Below are 17,206 nucleotides of genomic sequence, written 5' to 3' on the forward strand. Positions count from 1 at the left end.
CGCCATCGCGGCATTTTGACGGCGAAGCTGCGCCATTCGGCGATTATTGCTCCGCAACGCCCTCCGGGTCGCGGTTCGAGGTAAACAAAGAATCGTAAAGAAGTAGTCCAACCCCGGACACAATCGCGACGTCGGCGAAATTGAAAACGTACCAGGAGAATGTCCCGACGTGGAAATGGTAGAAATCGGCGACGAACCCGTAGGCGAACCGGTCATAGGCGTTGCCGAGCGCGCCGCCGATGATCAGCCCCAGCGCGAGGGCGACCGTTTTCGTCTGCGCGCGCCAGAGCCATGCGCCCAGAAAGAACGTCGCGGCAAGGGCGAAGGCCAGCAGGACATACCTTCCGGTCTCGCTGCTCGCGCGCAGGAGCGAATAGGAAATGCCGGTGTTTTTCGCGTAGATCACGTCGAGAAACGGCGCTAATCGCACCGGCTGGCGCGTCTCGATGCCATAGACGAAGATCAGCCACAGCTTGTTGGCCTGGTCCGCCGCCAGCGTCGCCAGCGCGACGGCGGCGCCAAGGCGGCGGGGACTCATCGCCATAGGCCGGCGGCCCGCAATTCGCGAAGGGCCTGCGCGTCGCGCGGGCTGACGTCTGGAAATTCGGAATCGGCGCCGACACTTTTCGAGATCTTCCACGATCTCGCGCATTTCGTTCCCTCGGCGAGTCCCGGGACGATTGCGACGCCGGGAACGTCGTCGAGCCGGAACGCTTCCGCCGGGCCTTCGCCCGCCGCAATCGAGATGTCGGAGGTGATGCAGATCTCCGCGAAATCGACGCCGTTGAGAAGAGCGCGCCAGTCTTCATTTTCGATGAAGACCTTTGGCGCCGCCTCGAGCGACGAGCCGATGCGCTTTTGCGCCCGCTCGATCTCGAGCGCGCCGGTCACCACCGAGCGGATGCGGCGGATTTTTTCCCATTTTTCGGCGAGCGCGTCGTCGCGCCAGGCTTGCGGCGTTTCGGGAAATGCTTCGAGATGAACCGAGACGGCGTCGGGGCGGCGCGACAGCCACGCCTCTTCAGACGTGAAGGCGAGAATCGGCGCGAGCCACAACGTGACCCGGCGGAAGATCTGCTCGACAGTCTCCAGCGCGGCGCGGCGCTTAAGGCTCGAGGGCGGCTCGCAATAGAGCGCATCCTTGCGGATGTCGAAATAGAAGGCCGACAGGTCCGAGTTGAGAAAGGCCGACAGGCGCGCCACCACCCTCTTGTAGTCGAAGCGCAAGTAGGCGTCGCGGATCTCGCCGTCGAGTTCCGCGAGCTTGTGCAGCATCAGCCGCTCCAGTTCGCCCATGGCGGCCGGCGCGACGGTCTGGGCCGGATCGTAATGAGCGAGCGTCCCGAGCATCCAGCGGATCGTGTTGCGCAGCTTACGATAGGTCTCGACGAAGGTCTTGAGGATTTCCGGCCCGATGCGCAGATCGTCGGAATAATCGGACGCCGCGACCCAGAGCCGGAGAATGTCGGCGCCGGCGTCCTTGATGATGGTCTGCGGGGCGGTGACGTTGCCCGCCGATTTCGACATTTTCTGGCCCTTCTCGTCGAGAACGAAGCCATGGGTCAGAACCGCGTCGTAGGGCGCCCTGCCCCGCGTGCCGCAGGATTCGAGCAGCGAGGAATGGAACCAGCCGCGATGCTGGTCGGAGCCTTCGAGATACATGATCTCGTCGGCGCCGCCGTCGCGCAGCCGATGGATTCCCGCAAGGCCGGGAAAGTTCTTCGGATCGTCCAGCGTGAAGGAATGGGTCGATCCGGAATCGAACCAGACATCGAGAACGTCGTCGATTTTCTCGAATTTTTCCGGATCGTAGCCGGGCTGCAGGAAGCGCTCGGCGGCGCCATCGGCAAACCATGCGTCGGCGCCCTCTTCTTCGAAAGCCGCCGCGATGCGCTGGTTCACCACATCGTCAACGAGAATGTCCTTCGTGTCCTTATCGACAAAGATCGCGATGGGCACGCCCCAGGCGCGCTGGCGCGAAACCACCCAGTCCGGGCGGTTGGCGATCATGCCATTGATGCGATTTTCGCCCGCCGCCGGAACCCATTTGGTGGCTTCGATTTCGCGCAGGGCGATCTGGCGGATGGTGGGAGCGTTTGTGGAGGCGCCGGCGTCAATCGGCTTGTCGAGCGCGATGAACCATTGCGGCGTGTTGCGGAAGATGAGCGGCTTTTTCGAGCGCCAGCTATGCGGATATTGATGCTTCAACCGTCCACGCGCGACGAGATTGCCCGCCTCGATCAGCGCCTTGATGACCGCCTCGTTGGCGTCGCCCTTATTGCCCTTGTCGTCGATGACGCGGCGGCCCTCGAAGCCGGGCGCTTCCTTGGTGAGAAAGCCGTCGGCGTCGACGGTGTAGGGAATGCGCGTCTCGATGCCGCGCGCGGCGAGTTCGCGGCCGTGCGCCATCCAGACGTCGAAGTCGTCCCGGCCGTGGCCGGGCGCGGTGTGGACGAAGCCGGTGCCGGTATCGGCGGTGACGTGGTCGCCGTCGAAAAGGAGAACGTCGAAATCATAGCCGGGGATTGTTGCGGCGAGGGGATGTCGAACTTCGAGAGCCGCGAGAGCCTCGGCGGACACGTCGTTTTCACGCTCGAAAGCGTTGACTTTTGCAGCATTGAACACGCTTTCGGCAAGCGCATCGGCAAGGATGTAGAGATCGTCAACTTTCATCCAATTGTGTTCAGGCGCCGCCGTCACGCGATACAGGCCATAGGCGATCTTGGACGAAAAGCTAATCGCCCGGTTGGCTGGGATGGTCCAGGGCGTCGTCGTCCAGATGATCACACGCGCCCGTTGGCGCTTGACGCTCTCAACTTCACTTAGATGTCTGGTTCGAGCGTTCGCCCAATCAAACAATGCAGAATCATCGAATATGGTCTGACCGGTTTCTTCATCTACAGAGATTTTGCCGGACGGCGCCATTAATCGGTGGGCATTTTCGGCGCCACCGATAGGAAACGCCACAAAAACCGTGTCGCTAACATGGTCTTCGTATTCCACCTCCGCCTCGGCCAAAGCGGTTTTTTCGACGACGCTCCACATCACCGGCTTCGAGCCGCGATACAGCGTCCCGTTGGCGGCGAATTTCATGATCTCGCGGGCGATCTGCGCTTCGGCCGGAAAGGTCATAGTGAGATAGGGATGATCCCAGTCTCCCGTGACGCCAAGACGCTTGAACTCCTCGCGTTGCACATCGACCCAGTGCGCGGCGAAGGCGCGGCACTCGCGGCGGAATTCGTTGATCGGGACAGCGTCCTTGTTGCGGCCCTTGGCGCGGTACTGCTCCTCGATCTTCCATTCGATCGGCAGTCCGTGGCAGTCCCAGCCCGGCACATAATTGGAATCCTTGCCGAGCATCTGCTGCGAGCGGGTGACGAGATCCTTGAGGATCTTGTTCAGCGCATGGCCAATGTGGATGTTGCCGTTGGCGTAGGGCGGGCCATCGTGGAGGACGAATTTCGGGCGCCCCCGCCCGCTCTCGCGCAGCCTCTGATAGAGGCCGATCTCGCGCCAGCGGGCGAGCAATTGCGGCTCCTTGGCCGGGAGGCCGGCGCGCATCGGAAAATCCGTCTGCGGCAGAAAAAGCGTCTTCGAATAATCTGGGCCATCCGGCTTCTTGTCAGCCGTTTTGGCCGGAGCTTGTTCGTTCATAGTGTTTGAGGCCTGATCGAGCATGGCGCGGCGCCTGCCGCGTGAGAGCATGATCGCCGCAATCGGACCATGCCCGGCAATATGGACGGGTGCGCGAGATCGGTCTGGAAAATTTCCCGAACTGGTCTAGCGGCCGGATCGTCCCCGGACTCGCGGGCGCACGGCGCCGGCGCGAGCCGGGCCCCTAATTCGCGTCGCCCGCAAAGGAGAGTTCTGTAGCATCGAATTGTTCTAGCAATAGACGGGAGCGGAATAAAGCGCCGCTTTATTGGACGACTTGGTCAATTCCTTGGGCCAATTCCTTAGGCCCACCCTGACCCCAAAGCCTCAGCCCCAAGCCCCCCCAAGTCGTCACCCCCAAGTCCTCAGCCCCAAGTCTTGGCGGCGCGCCAGAGGATCCATTGCCGGCGCCATTGCGGCGGCGCGACCGGAGTCTTGAACGGGTCGTAGCCAGGCTGTTCCATCGCGCAGAGATAAAGTTCGCAAAGACTCGCCGGCAGGAACGCGGCCCGACTCCGGTCGGGAAGCCCGAGAATCCGCGCATCGAACGTCTCGAGATGGCGCCGCGCGAGGGCGCGAAGGTCCGCGAGCGCGGCGAGAACGCCGGGCGTCGCCACCCCGGCGGCGAAATCCTCGCGCCGCGCGCCATGTTTCGCCAGGAGGTCCAGCGGGACATAGAGCTGGCCGCGCGCGCAATGCCAGGGCAAGGCGCGTAAAAGTCCGGTCAAGGCATAGGCGATTCCAGCCGCTTCGTCAGCGCCAAGGCCTTGAGTCGGCTCGTCGGGTTCGAGGATCGTCGAGGCCAGCCTGAAGAGGCCCGAGGACGTCGCCCTGGCGTAGGCCTCGAGCGCCTCCACCGATTCCATCGGATCGTCGTAAAGATCGAAATGCCGCGCGTCGATCAGGTCGAGCAGCGGCCGTTTGGGCAGATCGGAGCGCTCGACCGTATCGAGAAGCGCCGCCGCGACGGGATTGGCCTGTGTTTCCGATCCGGACCCCTCGATGGCGTCCCGCCACCATTGATAGCGGATTTCGCCCAGCAAGGGTTCGGAAACGATTTCACGGACGCGGGCGATCTCGAGGCTGAAGGCGTAGAGCGCGTGAATGTGGGGGCGAAGCGGCCTTGGAACAAAAAGCGCGGAAAGCCAACGGTCCGGGTCGTCTCGGCGCAGCATCGTTTCGCAATAGGAATAGTCGGGCTCGCGTCCCGGGAAAAGATGATCCGCGGTCATGGCGCCGCCAGAAGCGCGGCGGCGACCCGCCGTCTCTCGCCCAGCAGAATGGAATAGGTGCGGGCCGCCGCCCCGGTCGGCATGGGCTCCGCCCTGATCCCGGCCTCGCGCAGACGCTGGCGCAGGGGGGCGGCGAGCGGCCGGAGTTCGGTCCCGGTCCCGACCAGGAGATGCTCGACGAGACCCGCAGGCTCCGCGAAAAGCTGGCCCAGCGAGTCGATGTCGATCTCGGCCGGAGTCGCCGCGCTCCAGGCGTAGATTCCCGACGGCAAGGCGAGGATCGAGCCGCGATGGGACATTCCGCCGAAGCGGAAGCCGCCGCCGCCATATCCTTCGATCATATGGGCGCCGGGGAGGAAGCCCTTGTCCTGCGGCTGATTCATGGGGCCTCCCTGGCGGCCTCAGCCGCGCTCATCCGATGAGCGGTCAGACCGGCGCGCGTCAGGCCGGGCTCTTCGCCAGCTTGCCCGGCGCGGGCGGGGCCGATCCGACGGTCTCGGTGCGCAGCCCGAGATAGATCAGCATGGGCGAGCAGATGAAGACCGACGAATAGGTGGCGACGAAAATTCCCCAGATCATCGCAATCGAGAACGAGCGGATGACCTCGCCGCCGAACACGACGAGCGACAGAAGCGCGAGAAACACCGTCGTCGCGGTCATGATGGTTCGCGGCAGGACGGCGTTGACCGAAAGATCGATCAATTCATCGGTCGGCATCTTGCGGTATTTACGCATCATTTCACGGATGCGGTCGAGCACGACGACGGTCTCGTTCAGCGAATAGCCGACGATGGTGAGAATGGCGGCGATCGAGGTCGTGTTGAATTCGAGCCGCGTCAGCGCGAAGAAGCCGACGGTCAGAAGAAGGTCGTGCATCGTCGCGATAATGGCACCGACCGCGAACTGCCATTCGAAGCGGAACCAGAGATAGCAAAGCACCGCGATGATGGAGATCACGACGCCGAGGGTGCCAGATTGCACGAGTTCGCCGGACACGCGCGGTCCGACGACCTCGGTGCGCCGGACCTCGTATCCATCCCCGATCGCCGCCCGCACCCTTCCGACCGCGACTTCCTGCGCCGCGTCTCCTCCCGCCTGAAGGCCGAACCGCAGGGTCACGTCCGTCGGCGCGCCGAATTCCTGAACCTCGACCTGGCCGACATTCATCTGTTCGGCGGCGGCGCGAAGCTTGGCGATGTCGGCCGGTCCGGACTTGGCGCGCAGCTCGATCAGGGTGCCCCCGGAAAAATCGATCCCGAAATTCATGCCCACGGTCAAAAACAGGACCACAGATGCGATCGAGAGCAGCGCCGAAAAGGGATAGCTGATGCGCCGGAAGCGCATGAAGGGAAATTTGGTGTTCTCGGGCGCGAGGCGCAGCAGTTTCATGGGATTAACATCCTTGGCCGCTTGAGCGAACATATCGTCTCAACGGGCGCCGTTGGCAAGCGCGATCCCCGGCGGGGCGCCTTTGACTAATATTCTGGCCCCGATTCAGATCGGCAGCTTCGAAGGCCGCCGGTACCGGTACCAGAGCGTGATCATCATCCGCGTCATCGTCACCGCGGTGATGATGGTCGTCAGAATGCCGAGGGCGAGAGACACCGCGAAACCGCGCACCGGCCCGGAGCCGAGAAAATAAAGGATCGCGGCGGCGACGAACATCGTGACGTTGGAGTCGACGATGGTGGCGAAGGCGCGGTTGAACCCTGCGTCGAGCGAGGACAGGATCGAGCGCCCCTGATGCGATTCTTCGCGGATGCGCTCGTAGATCAAAACGTTGGAATCGACCGCCATGCCTATGGTGAGGACGATGCCCGCGATGCCGGGCAGGGTTAGGGTCGCCCCGAGGAGGACAAGACCAGCGAAAATGAACGCGATGTGGACCAGCAGAGCGATATTGGCGAAGACGCCGAACACGCCGTAGGTGATCAGCATATAGAAGCCGACAAGCCCGGCGCCGACATAGGCCGCGCGTTTGCCCGCGTCGATCGAATCCTGTCCCAGCCCCGGCCCGACGGTGCGCTCCTCGACAATCGTGAGCTTGGCGGGAAGCGCGCCCGCGCGCAGGAGAATGGCGAGATTGTTCGCCGACTCGACGGTGAAATGGCCGGAGATCTGACCGGATCCGCCGGTGATCGGCCCGAGGATGCGCGGCGCCGAAATCACTTTTCCGTCGAGAACGATGGCGAACAGATGGCCGACGTTTTCCGACGTCACCTCGCCGAATCGTTGGCCGCCGCGAATATTGAAACGGAAGTTGACGATCGGCTCCTGCGTCCTTGTATCGAAACCGGGCTGGGCGTCGGTCAGATCCTCGCCCTGCACCATAACCCGCTTTTCCACGGGTAGCTTCCCGCCGGGACGGTCGACTTCCTCGAGGAGATCGGCCTCGGAGGGATCGGCGCCCGCCTCGCTCACGAGACGGAATTCGAGTTTGGCCGTGGTGCCAAGGATTTCCTTGAGCTTGCTGGTGTCCTGCAGGCCGGGCACCTCGACCAAGATCCGGTCGGCGCCCTGGCGCTGGATATTTGGCTCCGTCGTCCCGAGCGCGTCGACGCGGCGGCGCAGCACTTCGATCGACTGGTCCACGGCGCGGCGAACCTTGGCGTTGACGCCCGCTTCGGTGACGGTGAATTGAATGAGGCCGCTGTCATTTTCGATCACGTCGAAAGCGGGCGCCCGCGACCCGTCGGCCAATCCGCTGCCGGCGCTCGCCAATTGCCTCAGCTGCGGCATCACCTTCGCGCGATCGTTCGCATCGGGAATCCGCAACTGGAGACCCCTCGGCTGCACGCCGATGCCTCCCGTGATCGAAACCTTGTCCTCGCGCAGAACCCGGCGCACGCTGTCTCGCAGATTGTCGATCAGCGTCTTGACGACAGACGGACTGTCAACCTCGAGCAGGACATGCGAGCCGCCCTGCAGATCGAGGCCGAGCACGATCGCGCGCGCGGGAACCCATTTCGGCAAAAACGAAATCAGAGCGTCGCGGTTCGCAGGGCTCAGCAGGCTCGGCACGATGACCAGGAAGGCCAGCACCGTCATGCCGATAATGGAGACGATCTTCCAGGTGGCGTAACGCAGCATGGCGTTGTCAGCAATCCAGGTTCAGGGGCGCCCCGCGAAAGGCGCGCGATGGGAGAGTAGAGAGGTATGGCTCAGGTCACGCCTGGTCTTTGACAGGCTCGCTTTTGGACCGGACGTCCGTGATCATGCCCCGCGCGACGCGCACGCGCACGTTCGGCGCGATCTCGAGTTCGATTTCATTCTCGTCGACGACCCTGGTGATCTTGCCGATCAAACCGCCGTTGGTGACGACGCTGTCGCCCCGGCGCATGTTCTTGACGAGATCGGCATGATCCTTCGCCCGCTTCTGCTGCGGGCGAATAATAAGAAAGTACATGATGACGAGGATCAGCGCGAAGGGCACAAGCTGCAACAGCATGTCTCCCGGCGCGCCCTGCGGGCCGCCAGCGGCTTGAGCGAAAGCAGACGTGAACAATACCCTTCTCCTCAATTGCGGCGCTCAAGGCTCTTGCCCGAACGCGCGCGAATATAACTAGAGTCCGCATGAAAGCAATGCCGCTCGCGCCGCATTCAAAAACCGCTTGGACTCGAAGGCTGTTTGCGTCGCGAAACGCGATCCTGATCGAAACTCCCGCGATCCTGATCGAAACTCCGCGAGATCGCGGAACGCCCTGCCTCGAACCCACTGGCGCCATGGCCGCGGGGCGGGTAAAGCCGGATGCGAAGATAAATCCGGTGTCGAGCCCAATGACCGAGCAGAACCATGATTCCCCCGTCCCTTTCGCAAACGAGAGAGCCGCGGGGGCGCTCGAGCGGATCGCGGCCGCGCTCGAAGCGCTGGCGCCGGCCCCGCCCAAGCCTTGCGATTTCGAAGCCTCGGACGCGTTCGTTTTTTCAGCGCCAGGAATCCGGCTTCAGCCGGTCGCCCGCGTCAATCGCGTCGACATGAAGCTTTTGCGCGGCATCGACCGAGTGCGCGGTCTGCTGACGGAGAACACCAGCCGCTTCGCCAACGGATTCGCGGCGAACAACGCCTTGTTGTGGGGCGCGCGCGGCATGGGCAAATCCTCGCTGGTGAAAGCCGTCCACGCCAGCGTCAACGCCGGTCTCGCCGCAAATCCCGAACTCCCGCCGCTCAAGCTCATCGAGATTCATCGCGAGGACATCGACAGTCTGCCCGCTCTTATGGGATTGCTGCGCGACGCCCCGTTCCGGTTTCTCGTCTTTTGCGACGATTTATCCTTCGACGCGGCGGACACAAACTACAAGTCGCTGAAGGCGGCGCTGGAAGGCGGCGTCGAGGGCCGGCCGCGCAACGTCCTCTTTTATGCGACGTCCAACCGCAGGCACATCCTGTCGCGGGAAATGGTCGAGAACGAGCGGGGAACCGCCATCAATCCGGGCGAATCGGTCGAGGAAAAGGTCTCGCTCTCGGATCGCTTCGGTCTTTGGCTGGGATTTCACTCCTGTTCGCAGGACGATTATCTCGCCATGGTTTTCGGCTACGCGGACCATTTCGGCCTGACGGGCGAAAGAAGCGCGATCGAACACGAGGCGCTCGAATGGTCCCTCACCCGCGGCTCAAGGTCGGGGCGCATCGCGTGGCAGTTCATTCAGGATCTCGCCGGGCGGCTGGGTAAGACGACGGAATAAGGCGAAGACGCCCTTTCACCGGGCCTTTCAGGCGGCCGCGCCGGCGTCCGCCAAGAGGCCGCGAGCGACATTCGCCAAGGCCGCCGTGAGGGTTTCGAGTCCCGCGCCCGGCTTCACCGCCTCCGCGGCGAGATGACGCCTCCAGGCCCGGGCGCCGGGCCGCCCGTTGAAAATCCCCAGAACGTGCCGGGTCATCGCATGCAGCGGCGCCCCTTCCCGCAACCGCTCCTCTATGTACGGACCATACGCCTCGATCGCGGCGAAGGCGTCCGGGACGGGCGCCGGCGCCCCAAAGAACAGCGGATCGACCGACAGGAGCAGCGCCGGATCCTGATAGGCGGCGCGCCCGACCATCACCCCATCGACGTGATCCAGCTCCGCAAGCATCTGGTCGAGCCGGGCGAGGCCGCCGTTGAGTGCGATGGGCGTTTTTGGAAAGCGCCGCTTCAGGGCGCGCACAAGCGAATAATCGAGAGGTGGAACATCGCGGTTCTCCTTGGGCGAAAGACCCTTCAGCCACGCCATGCGGGCGTGCACGAAAAGGCCGTCGCATCCGGCGGCGATCACGTCTTCGGCAAGCCGGCCGAGCGCCGTTTCGGGATCCTGATCGTCGACGCCGATCCGGCATTTGACCGTCACCGGAAGCGCGACCCGCGCCTTCATGGCGCTGACGCAGGCGGCGACAAGCTCCGGTTCGCGCATGAGGCATGCGCCGAATGCGCCGTTCTGGACCCGGTCCGAGGGGCACCCGACATTGAGGTTGATTTCGTCGTAGCCGAAGTCGGCGCAGATGGCCGCCGCCGCCGCAAGTTGCGCAGGGTCCGAGCCGCCGAGCTGGACGGCGACCGGATGCTCGGTCGGATCGAAGCCCAGCAGACGGTCGCGCTGACCATGAAGGACGGCCGCCGCCGTCACCATCTCGGTGTAAAGCCGGGCGCGCCGCGAGAGCGTGCGATGAAAGACCCGGCAGTGCCGGTCGGTCCAATCCATCATAGGCGCCACGCTAAATCTGATATCGCGGTCAACGAGCATTTTCTGTCGTCTCACTCCGTCAGGTCGGTCGTGCGCACTCTTTTCAACGCTGTCACTCGACCTTTTCGTCGCAGTTCGACAGCTCGGCGCACGCACATTTTTCGGCGACTTTTACGAAGCTCAAATCGGGTTCGTGGCGAGCCCAAGTGCGGCGAAAAGGAACGTATGTCAATGAGACGTTCCTTCGCCGCAAAGCCGCCGAGGAATGGGCGCTCGAGACTGAGCGCCGTATCGATCGCAGCGATCGAAGCGCCCCGTCGCCTCAACAGCCAGGATGCGCTTGCCATTTTGGGGCGGCTATTATTCAACGGTGAAACTCCGCAACGAACGTCTGAATATGGAATTGTTTTATGCTCTACTCGAGCGAAGATGATCATCGAGCGCTGGAGGCGCGGCTACACGACCCGTCCCCTCCCAGAAGAGAGGCGGCGGCGCGCCGGACATCCACGATCCCAACTCCTATCAGGGGGAGCAAGATCAAAGCACGCGTGCAATCTTGCGCGCTTAACGTACGCGCACGTCTGCTGAAACGCCTCGTGTAACATTGTTGCGGGTCGACACGTCATCCACCGCATGGTACTCGGTGTCCTTACGATGGACTGGACTCGCCAAGCGCCCTTCTCAGCCTTAAAATTTGGCCGTGTTTTGCGGCGCTCTCAACGGGGGGCGATGGCCATGTTTGTGCTGGCGATTTACCTGGTCGCCGGTCTGCTGCACGGCGTCTGTGACCTGGATGTCACGAACATTTCGGGCAAGACCGTCATCTCTCTTGCCGACAAGCACGCCGATCACTCCGATCAAGGCTCCTTGGCGGACCATCATTGTCACGGCTGCTTCTGCTTCTCCATCTCCTTTCAAGCGCCGTTGGCCGTACCGGTATCCGTGGCGCACGCCGTCAAGGCGATCCCCGTGTTGGAAGCTCGCCGCCCCGGCCTGCCGCCCGGGATCGATCTTCCCCCGCCGAAATCCCTGACTTGAAGATGACCGCTGGGCGTTCCGCGCCCTGACTCCGTCTGTCGTCAGGTTTTCATCATGTTGTCTAAATGCGCCACGCGTTTCGCGTGCGCGATCGCATTGCTGGTCAGCCCCTGGCTGGCGGTGGCGTCGCATTCGCAGACCCTTACATTGCGAGCGTCGCTGCAGCGCGCGCTCGCCGCCAGTCCTCGACTGACCGCAGCCGAGCGAGACGTCGGCATCGCCACCGGCCAGCGCATCCAGGCTGGCGCGCTGCTCAATCCGGAAGTGTCCTATGAGCAGGACAATTCTTTCGGTACGGGCATCTATCGCGGCACGAAATCGGCCGAGACAACGCTGCAGATCAGCCAGATTTTCGAACTGTTCGGCAAGCGCGAGGCGCGGATCGCGGTCGGCCAGGCGGCGCTCGATGGCGCGGCGATCGAGCGCAAGGCCGTGCGGTTGCAGATCTTGTCGGAGACGGCGATCGCGTTCCTTTACGTGCTCGGGTCGCAGCGGCGAATCCAGATTTTCGACGAACAAGTCACCGCGCTCGAGCGTCTGACGCCGTTGCTCCAGCGCCGGGTCGAAGCCGGCGCATCGTCGCCCGCCGAGACCGGACGCGCCGAAGTCGCCGTGGCGTTGGTGAAGGCCGATCGCGAGCGAGCCAAGGCCGCCTTGTCGAGCGCGCGTCGCGAACTGGCGGTGCTCATGGGAGACCCGTCGCTAAAGTTCGCCGGCGTCTCCGGCCGGCTGGACGCGACCACTCGCGCGCCGTCGTTCCAGGCGGTGATCGCCGCCATCGACGCGAACCCGCAATTGGTCAAGTGGAACGCGATCTACGCAAAGCGTAACGCCGAACTCCTGCTGGCTCGGCTAACCCCATATCCGGACGTTCGTCTCGCCGCCGGGTGGCGTCACTTCAATGAGACCAACAACGACGCCGTCCGGCTAACCTTGTCGGTCCCGATCCCCGTGTTCGATCAGAACCAGGGCGACATTTTCGCTGCTCAGGAAAGCCTCGCCAAGACGCAGTCGGAGCGAGAGGCGAGCCGCAACACGCTGATCGTCGTCGCGGGGCGCGCCTACGACACGGTCCAAGGCTCACTCAAAGAACTGTCGGTCCTCCGCGAAGCCGGCATCCCGAAGGCGCAAGCCGCCGCGAACGAGATCGAACAGGGGTACGGCGCCGGGCGCTTCAGCTTGCTCGAGGTGCTGGATGCGCAGGCCAATGTCATGCAGACGCGGCTCCGCGAACAGGAGGCGCTCCAGAACTACCACGTCGCCGTCGCCACGATCGAAGGACTCGTTGGCAATCCCTTTGCTCTGGCGCGGGAGAGCGCACGATGAAAAATTCGAGCGTGATCGTCCTCGCTGTGGTCGCCGCCGCCGCCGGGGCCTTCGGTTATCGTTGGCTTGCGCCGATGGATGCGCCTGCCGCCAAAGGTCAGGTCGAAAGGCAGGGAGGCAAGGACGCCAAAGAGGAGAAGGCCGGCGCCGAACAGGACGAGCACGGCGCCGACCGCATCGTGATCAGCGATGTCAAGCTGGCGGCCGCCGGCGTCAGGTTCGCGGAAGCAGGGCCCGCGACGCTGACGCAGACGCTGTCTTTCAATGGCGTGCTGCGCGCCAACCAGGAGACCGTGGTGCAAGTCACCCCGCGGTTTCCTGGCATCGCGCGTGCGATCAAGAAGCGGATCGGCGACGTGATCGGCAAAGACGATCTTCTGGCGTCGATCGAAAGCAACCAGAGCCTCACGGTCTACGATCTGAAGGCGCCGATCGGCGGCACCGTCATCGATCGGCAGATCTCGCTCGGCGAATATGTGTCCGAGCAAAAGCCTGCCTTCATCATCGCCGATCTCTCGACGATCTGGGTGGATCTATCGATCTACCGCCAGGATCTCAGGCGCGTGCGGACCGGGGACGAGGTCCTGATCGATCCGGACGACGGCGCGGGCGACATCAAGGGCTCGATTTCCTATCTTGCGCCTGTCGGCGCGAGCGAGACCCAGACGGCGATCGCGCGAGTGATTTTGCAGAACCCGAAGGGACGGTTGCGACCTGGCCTGTTCGTTACTGCTCGCTTGGTGTTGGCTGAACGCAAGGTCCCCGTCGCCGTGCATGCCGGCGCCATCCAGACCTTCGAGAACACGAATGTCGTGTTCGTGCGCGAGGGCGGCGACATGCTCGAGGCGCGCCCGGTTGAACTCGGCTATTCGGACCAGAACTTCGTGGAGATCCGCGCCGGCATCTCTCCCGGCGACAAGTACGTCGCTGAAAACTCGTTCGTCGTGAAGGCCGAGATGGGCAAAGGGGAGGCCGAGCATGATTGAACGCCTCATCGCATTCTCCATCCGCCAGCGCTGGTTCGTGATTCTGTTCGTGCTCGGGCTGGCGACTTTCGGCGGCTGGAACTTCACGCGGTTGCCGATCGACGCCGTGCCCGATATCACCAACGTGCAGGTGCAGATCAACACCCGCGCGCCGGGCTATTCGCCGCTTGAGACCGAACAGCGCATCACGTTCCCGGTCGAGACCGCGATGGGCGGGCTGCCCAAGCTCGAATATACCCGGTCCCTGTCTCGTTATGGTCTGAGCCAGGTGACGGTCGTCTTTCAGGACGGCACTGACATTTACTTCGCCCGTCAACTCGTCAATGAGCGGATCCAGCAGGTCAAGGATCAGCTTCCCCCAGGGGTCGAAGTCGCGATGGGACCGATCGCCACGGGCCTTGGCGAGATCTTTCTCTACACGGTCGAGGCAAAGCATGGCGCGAAGGGGCCGGGCGGAAAGGAATTTTCGCCGAGCGATCTGCGGACGATCCAGGATTGGATCATCAAGCCGCAGCTTCGCAACGTCCCAGGCGTGATCGAGATCAACACGATCGGAGGATTCGAGCGGCAGTTCCACGTCCTGCCAGATCCCGGCAAGCTCATGGCCTATAAGCTAGGCTTTCGGGATGTAATGACCGCGCTTGCCGCCAACAACGCCAATGTCGGCGCCGGCTACATCGAGAAGAACGGCGAGCAATATCTGGTCCGGACCCCAGGCCAGGTCGCCAATATCGCCGAGATCGAGGACATCGTGATCGGCTCGCGCGGCGGCGTGCCGGTTCGGGTCAAGGACGTGGCGCAAGTCGCCGAGGGCAAAGATCTGCGCACCGGCGCCGCCACGCTCGGCGGCAAGGAGACAGTTCTGGGGACCGCCATGCTGCTGATCGGCGAGAACAGCCGTTCGGTGGCTCAACGGGTCGGCGCCAAACTGAACGATATCGCGAAGTCGCTTCCGGATGGGGTCGTCGCGCGGACCGTCTACGACCGCACCCATCTCGTCGAGGCGACGATCAAGACCGTCGAGAAGAATCTCGTCGAGGGCGCGATCCTCGTCATCGTCGTGCTGTTCCTGATTCTCGGCAACTTCCGCGCGGCTCTCGTCACCGCGTGCGTGATCCCCCTGTCCATGAGCATGACCATCACAGGGATGGTGGAGACGAAGGTCAGCGCGAACCTGATGAGCCTCGGCGCCATCGACTTCGGCATCATCGTGGATGGCGCGGTCATCATCGTCGAGAACTGTCTTAGGCTGCTCGCCGAGTCGCAGCATGAGAAGGGCCGGCGGCTGACCTTGACGGAACGGCTCGATACGATCCGCCGCGGATCCGTCGAGGTCATCAAGCCCAGCCTGTTCGGAACGCTCATCATCGCGGTCGTGTATCTGCCGGTCCTGACGCTGACGGGCGTCGAGGGGAAGATGTTCACGCCGATGGCGCTGACGGTGCTGATGGCGCTCGCCGCGGCGGCTCTGTTCTCGATCACCTTCGTGCCGGCGGCCGTGGCCATTTTCGTCACCGGCAAGGTATCGGAGAAGGAGAACTTCTTCATGCGCGTCGCCAAGCGCGTTTACCTGCCTCTTCTAGACCAAGCGCTCGCCTTCCGCGGGATTGTCGCGTTCGCGGCGGCCGTGATCGTGGCGGTGAGCGTGTTCGCGGCGACTCGTATGGGCGGCGAGTTCATCCCGAGTCTCGACGAGGGCGATATCGCTCTGGCCGCGATCCGGATCCCCGGAACGAGCCTGACACAGTCGCTCGAGCTGCAGATGGCGCTGGAAAAGAGGATTCAGCAACTCCCCGAAGTGAAGGAGTTCTTCACCCGTACGGGCACGGCCGAGGTCGCCACCGACCCGATGGCGCCGTCGATGTCCGACGGCTACGTGATGCTCAAGCCTCGCAGCGAGTGGCCGGACCCTGGCAAGCCGAAGTCGGAACTGATCGAGGAGATCGAGAAGGCGGCGAACGACATCCCTGGCAGCAATTATGAGGTCTCCCAGCCGATCCAGTTGCGCGTCAACGAACTTATCTCGGGCGTCCGCAGCGACGTCGGCATCAAGATCTTCGGCGACGATCTCGACGTGCTGCAGGGGGCAGCGAAGCAGGTGCAATCGGTGATCCAGGGCGTCCGCGGCGCGACGGACGTGAAAACCGAGCAGGTCGCCGGCCTGCCGATCCTTACCGTCAAGCTCGACCGGCGGGCGTTGTCGCGCTACGGGCTGAGCGTCGGCGATGTTCAGAACATCGTTGAGATCGCCGTCGGCGGAAAGAGCGTCGGGAAGCTGTTCGAGGGCGATCGGCGTTTCGAGATCGTCGTGCGCCTTCCCGAACGCCTGCGCGGCGACATCGAGGCGATCCGCGCAATCCCGATACCTCTGCCCGCGGAGGATCCCGGCTCCTCCGCGATCGCCAAATCCGCCTGGTCTGGCGCGCTCGGCGCGCAGCCGCGCTACGTGCCGCTCTCGTCGGTGGCCGCCGTCGAGTCCGCGCCCGGACCGAACCAGATCAGCCGCGAGAACGGCAAACGCCGCATCGTAGTGACCGCCAACGTTCGGGAGCGCGACCTCGGCTCGTTCGTCTCCGAAGCGCAGGATGCAGTGGCGCAGAAGGTCAAGCTTCCGGCCGGCTACTGGATCGGCTGGGGCGGCCAGTTCGAACAACTGGTCTCGGCGACCAACCGGCTCATGATCGTCGTCCCGGCGGCGCTGCTGCTGGTGCTGCTGCTGTTGTTCATGAGCTTCGGCTCCATCGCCGACGCGCTTCTCGTGTTCAGCGGCGTGCCGTTGGCGCTGACCGGCGGCGTCGCAGCGCTGCTGCTACGCGGCATTCCGCTGTCGATCAGCGCAGGCGTCGGGTTCATCGCGTTATCGGGCGTCGCGGTGCTCAACGGTCTCGTCATCATCGCGTTCATCGAACGGCTCAGGCGGGAAGGCAAATCCGTTCTCGACGCCGTCCACCAAGGCGCGGCGACGAGACTACGGCCCGTGCTGATGACCGCGCTTGTGGCTTCGCTCGGGTTCGTTCCCATGGCGGTCGCGACCGGCGCGGGCGCGGAGGTGCAGAGGCCGCTGGCGACCGTCGTCATCGGGGGGATTATCTCCTCGACGATCCTGACGCTGCTGGTTCTGCCGGCCCTCTACGTGCTGTTCCGGAAGGATTCCGAGCCGGCGTCCGCACCCGAAGAGGCGGCATGATGACGGATCCAAACGTAAGAAATGAGAACCCCGTTCCGCTGTCCCCTTCGGGCTCGCCAGGGTTGCATTTCCCCCTGCGCTGGGGGCGCACGCGATTATTTGAATTGGAATAATTCAATTACCGCACA

General features: G+C 63.5%; 13 protein-coding genes. 5 read left to right on the top strand and 8 right to left on the bottom strand.

The features are described from left to right. Window positions 1–43: 43 nt before the first annotated feature. The 7 genes from lspA to yajC all read right to left on the bottom strand — a co-directional run bounded on the left by lspA (window position 44) and on the right by yajC (window position 8,334). The gene (gene lspA / locus BM177_RS06575) at window positions 44–538 is read right to left on the bottom strand and encodes a signal peptidase II (RefSeq protein WP_091680328.1); all 495 of its coding nucleotides are present in this window, start codon (window positions 536–538) and stop codon (window positions 44–46) included. Beyond that, window positions 535–3,654 (bottom strand): isoleucine--tRNA ligase, encoded by a 3,120-nt coding sequence (gene ileS, locus BM177_RS06580; RefSeq protein ID WP_091680330.1) that lies wholly within the window; start codon window positions 3,652–3,654, stop codon window positions 535–537. Before ileS ends, lspA begins: the two co-directional genes overlap by 4 nt. A gap of 365 nt (window positions 3,655–4,019) precedes the next feature. After that, entirely contained in the window at window positions 4,020–4,886 is an 867-nt protein-coding gene (locus tag BM177_RS06585) for a phytoene/squalene synthase family protein (protein ID WP_091680150.1), read from the bottom strand. Next, window positions 4,883–5,269: an Mth938-like domain-containing protein gene (locus tag BM177_RS06590; protein WP_091680152.1), complete on the bottom strand. Its 387-nt coding sequence runs from the start codon at window positions 5,267–5,269 to the stop codon at window positions 4,883–4,885. The genes BM177_RS06585 and BM177_RS06590 overlap by 4 nt, the downstream gene beginning before the upstream one ends. A gap of 58 nt (window positions 5,270–5,327) precedes the next feature. Further along, window positions 5,328–6,275, bottom strand: coding sequence for a protein translocase subunit SecF (gene secF / locus BM177_RS06595; RefSeq protein WP_091680332.1), 948 nt, complete (start codon window positions 6,273–6,275; stop codon window positions 5,328–5,330). Window positions 6,276–6,380: 105 nt separating this feature from the next. After that, the gene (gene secD / locus BM177_RS06600; protein ID WP_091680154.1) at window positions 6,381–7,976 is read right to left on the bottom strand and encodes a protein translocase subunit SecD; all 1,596 of its coding nucleotides are present in this window, start codon (window positions 7,974–7,976) and stop codon (window positions 6,381–6,383) included. 76 nt (window positions 7,977–8,052) lie between these two features. Continuing rightward, entirely contained in the window at window positions 8,053–8,334 is a 282-nt protein-coding gene (gene yajC / locus BM177_RS06605) for a preprotein translocase subunit YajC (RefSeq protein WP_091680333.1), read from the bottom strand. Window positions 8,335–8,663: 329 nt separating this feature from the next. On the opposite strand from yajC, the gene BM177_RS06610 reads away from it, so the two are divergent. Beyond that, on the top strand, window positions 8,664–9,569 hold the full coding sequence (locus tag BM177_RS06610) for an ATP-binding protein (RefSeq protein WP_244532179.1): 906 nt from the start codon (window positions 8,664–8,666) through the stop codon (window positions 9,567–9,569). Between the two features lie 27 nt (window positions 9,570–9,596). Here BM177_RS06610 and dusA read toward each other — a convergent pair whose 3' ends face one another. Further along, on the bottom strand, window positions 9,597–10,601 hold the full coding sequence (dusA, locus tag BM177_RS06615; RefSeq protein WP_091680156.1) for a tRNA dihydrouridine(20/20a) synthase DusA: 1,005 nt from the start codon (window positions 10,599–10,601) through the stop codon (window positions 9,597–9,599). 675 nt (window positions 10,602–11,276) lie between these two features. On the opposite strand from dusA, the gene BM177_RS06620 reads away from it, so the two are divergent. From BM177_RS06620 to BM177_RS06635, 4 genes are read left to right on the top strand one after another with little or no spacing between them, the layout of a single operon-like run. Further along, the gene (locus BM177_RS06620) at window positions 11,277–11,579 is read left to right on the top strand and encodes a hypothetical protein (protein ID WP_244532168.1); all 303 of its coding nucleotides are present in this window, start codon (window positions 11,277–11,279) and stop codon (window positions 11,577–11,579) included. A 54-nt stretch (window positions 11,580–11,633) separates the two neighbouring features. Then, the gene (ihpA, locus tag BM177_RS06625) at window positions 11,634–12,905 is read left to right on the top strand and encodes a divalent metal ion exporter subunit IhpA (RefSeq protein WP_091680159.1); all 1,272 of its coding nucleotides are present in this window, start codon (window positions 11,634–11,636) and stop codon (window positions 12,903–12,905) included. Further along, entirely contained in the window at window positions 12,902–13,891 is a 990-nt protein-coding gene (gene ihpB, locus BM177_RS06630; protein ID WP_091680161.1) for a divalent metal ion exporter adaptor subunit IhpB, read from the top strand. The genes ihpA and ihpB overlap by 4 nt, the downstream gene beginning before the upstream one ends. Then, on the top strand, window positions 13,884–17,078 hold the full coding sequence (locus tag BM177_RS06635) for an efflux RND transporter permease subunit (RefSeq protein ID WP_091680164.1): 3,195 nt from the start codon (window positions 13,884–13,886) through the stop codon (window positions 17,076–17,078). Before ihpB ends, BM177_RS06635 begins: the two co-directional genes overlap by 8 nt. The last annotated feature ends 128 nt before the right edge of the window (window positions 17,079–17,206 follow it).

Origin of the sequence: Methylocapsa palsarum, from assembly GCF_900114285.1 — a bacterium.
Taxonomy (GTDB): domain Bacteria; phylum Pseudomonadota; class Alphaproteobacteria; order Rhizobiales; family Beijerinckiaceae; genus Methylocapsa; species Methylocapsa palsarum.

Excerpts from the sequence above, each read along its gene's own strand:
- secD (WP_091680154.1), bottom strand. The coding sequence starts at position 7,976 with ATGCTGCGTTACGCCACCTGGAAGATCGTCTCCATTATCGGCATGACG.
- BM177_RS06610 (WP_244532179.1), top strand. The coding sequence starts at position 8,664 with ATGACCGAGCAGAACCATGATTCCCCCGTCCCTTTCGCAAACGAGAGA.
- BM177_RS06635 (WP_091680164.1), top strand. The coding sequence starts at position 13,884 with ATGATTGAACGCCTCATCGCATTCTCCATCCGCCAGCGCTGGTTCGTG.
- ihpA (WP_091680159.1), top strand. The coding sequence starts at position 11,634 with ATGTTGTCTAAATGCGCCACGCGTTTCGCGTGCGCGATCGCATTGCTG.
- ihpB (WP_091680161.1), top strand. The coding sequence starts at position 12,902 with ATGAAAAATTCGAGCGTGATCGTCCTCGCTGTGGTCGCCGCCGCCGCC.
- ileS (WP_091680330.1), bottom strand. The coding sequence starts at position 3,654 with ATGAACGAACAAGCTCCGGCCAAAACGGCTGACAAGAAGCCGGATGGC.
- dusA (WP_091680156.1), bottom strand. The coding sequence starts at position 10,601 with ATGCTCGTTGACCGCGATATCAGATTTAGCGTGGCGCCTATGATGGAT.
- secF (WP_091680332.1), bottom strand. The coding sequence starts at position 6,275 with ATGAAACTGCTGCGCCTCGCGCCCGAGAACACCAAATTTCCCTTCATG.
- yajC (WP_091680333.1), bottom strand. The coding sequence starts at position 8,334 with ATGCTGTTGCAGCTTGTGCCCTTCGCGCTGATCCTCGTCATCATGTAC.
- BM177_RS06585 (WP_091680150.1), bottom strand. The coding sequence starts at position 4,886 with ATGACCGCGGATCATCTTTTCCCGGGACGCGAGCCCGACTATTCCTAT.
- lspA (WP_091680328.1), bottom strand. The coding sequence starts at position 538 with ATGAGTCCCCGCCGCCTTGGCGCCGCCGTCGCGCTGGCGACGCTGGCG.
- BM177_RS06620 (WP_244532168.1), top strand. The coding sequence starts at position 11,277 with ATGTTTGTGCTGGCGATTTACCTGGTCGCCGGTCTGCTGCACGGCGTC.
- BM177_RS06590 (WP_091680152.1), bottom strand. The coding sequence starts at position 5,269 with ATGAATCAGCCGCAGGACAAGGGCTTCCTCCCCGGCGCCCATATGATC.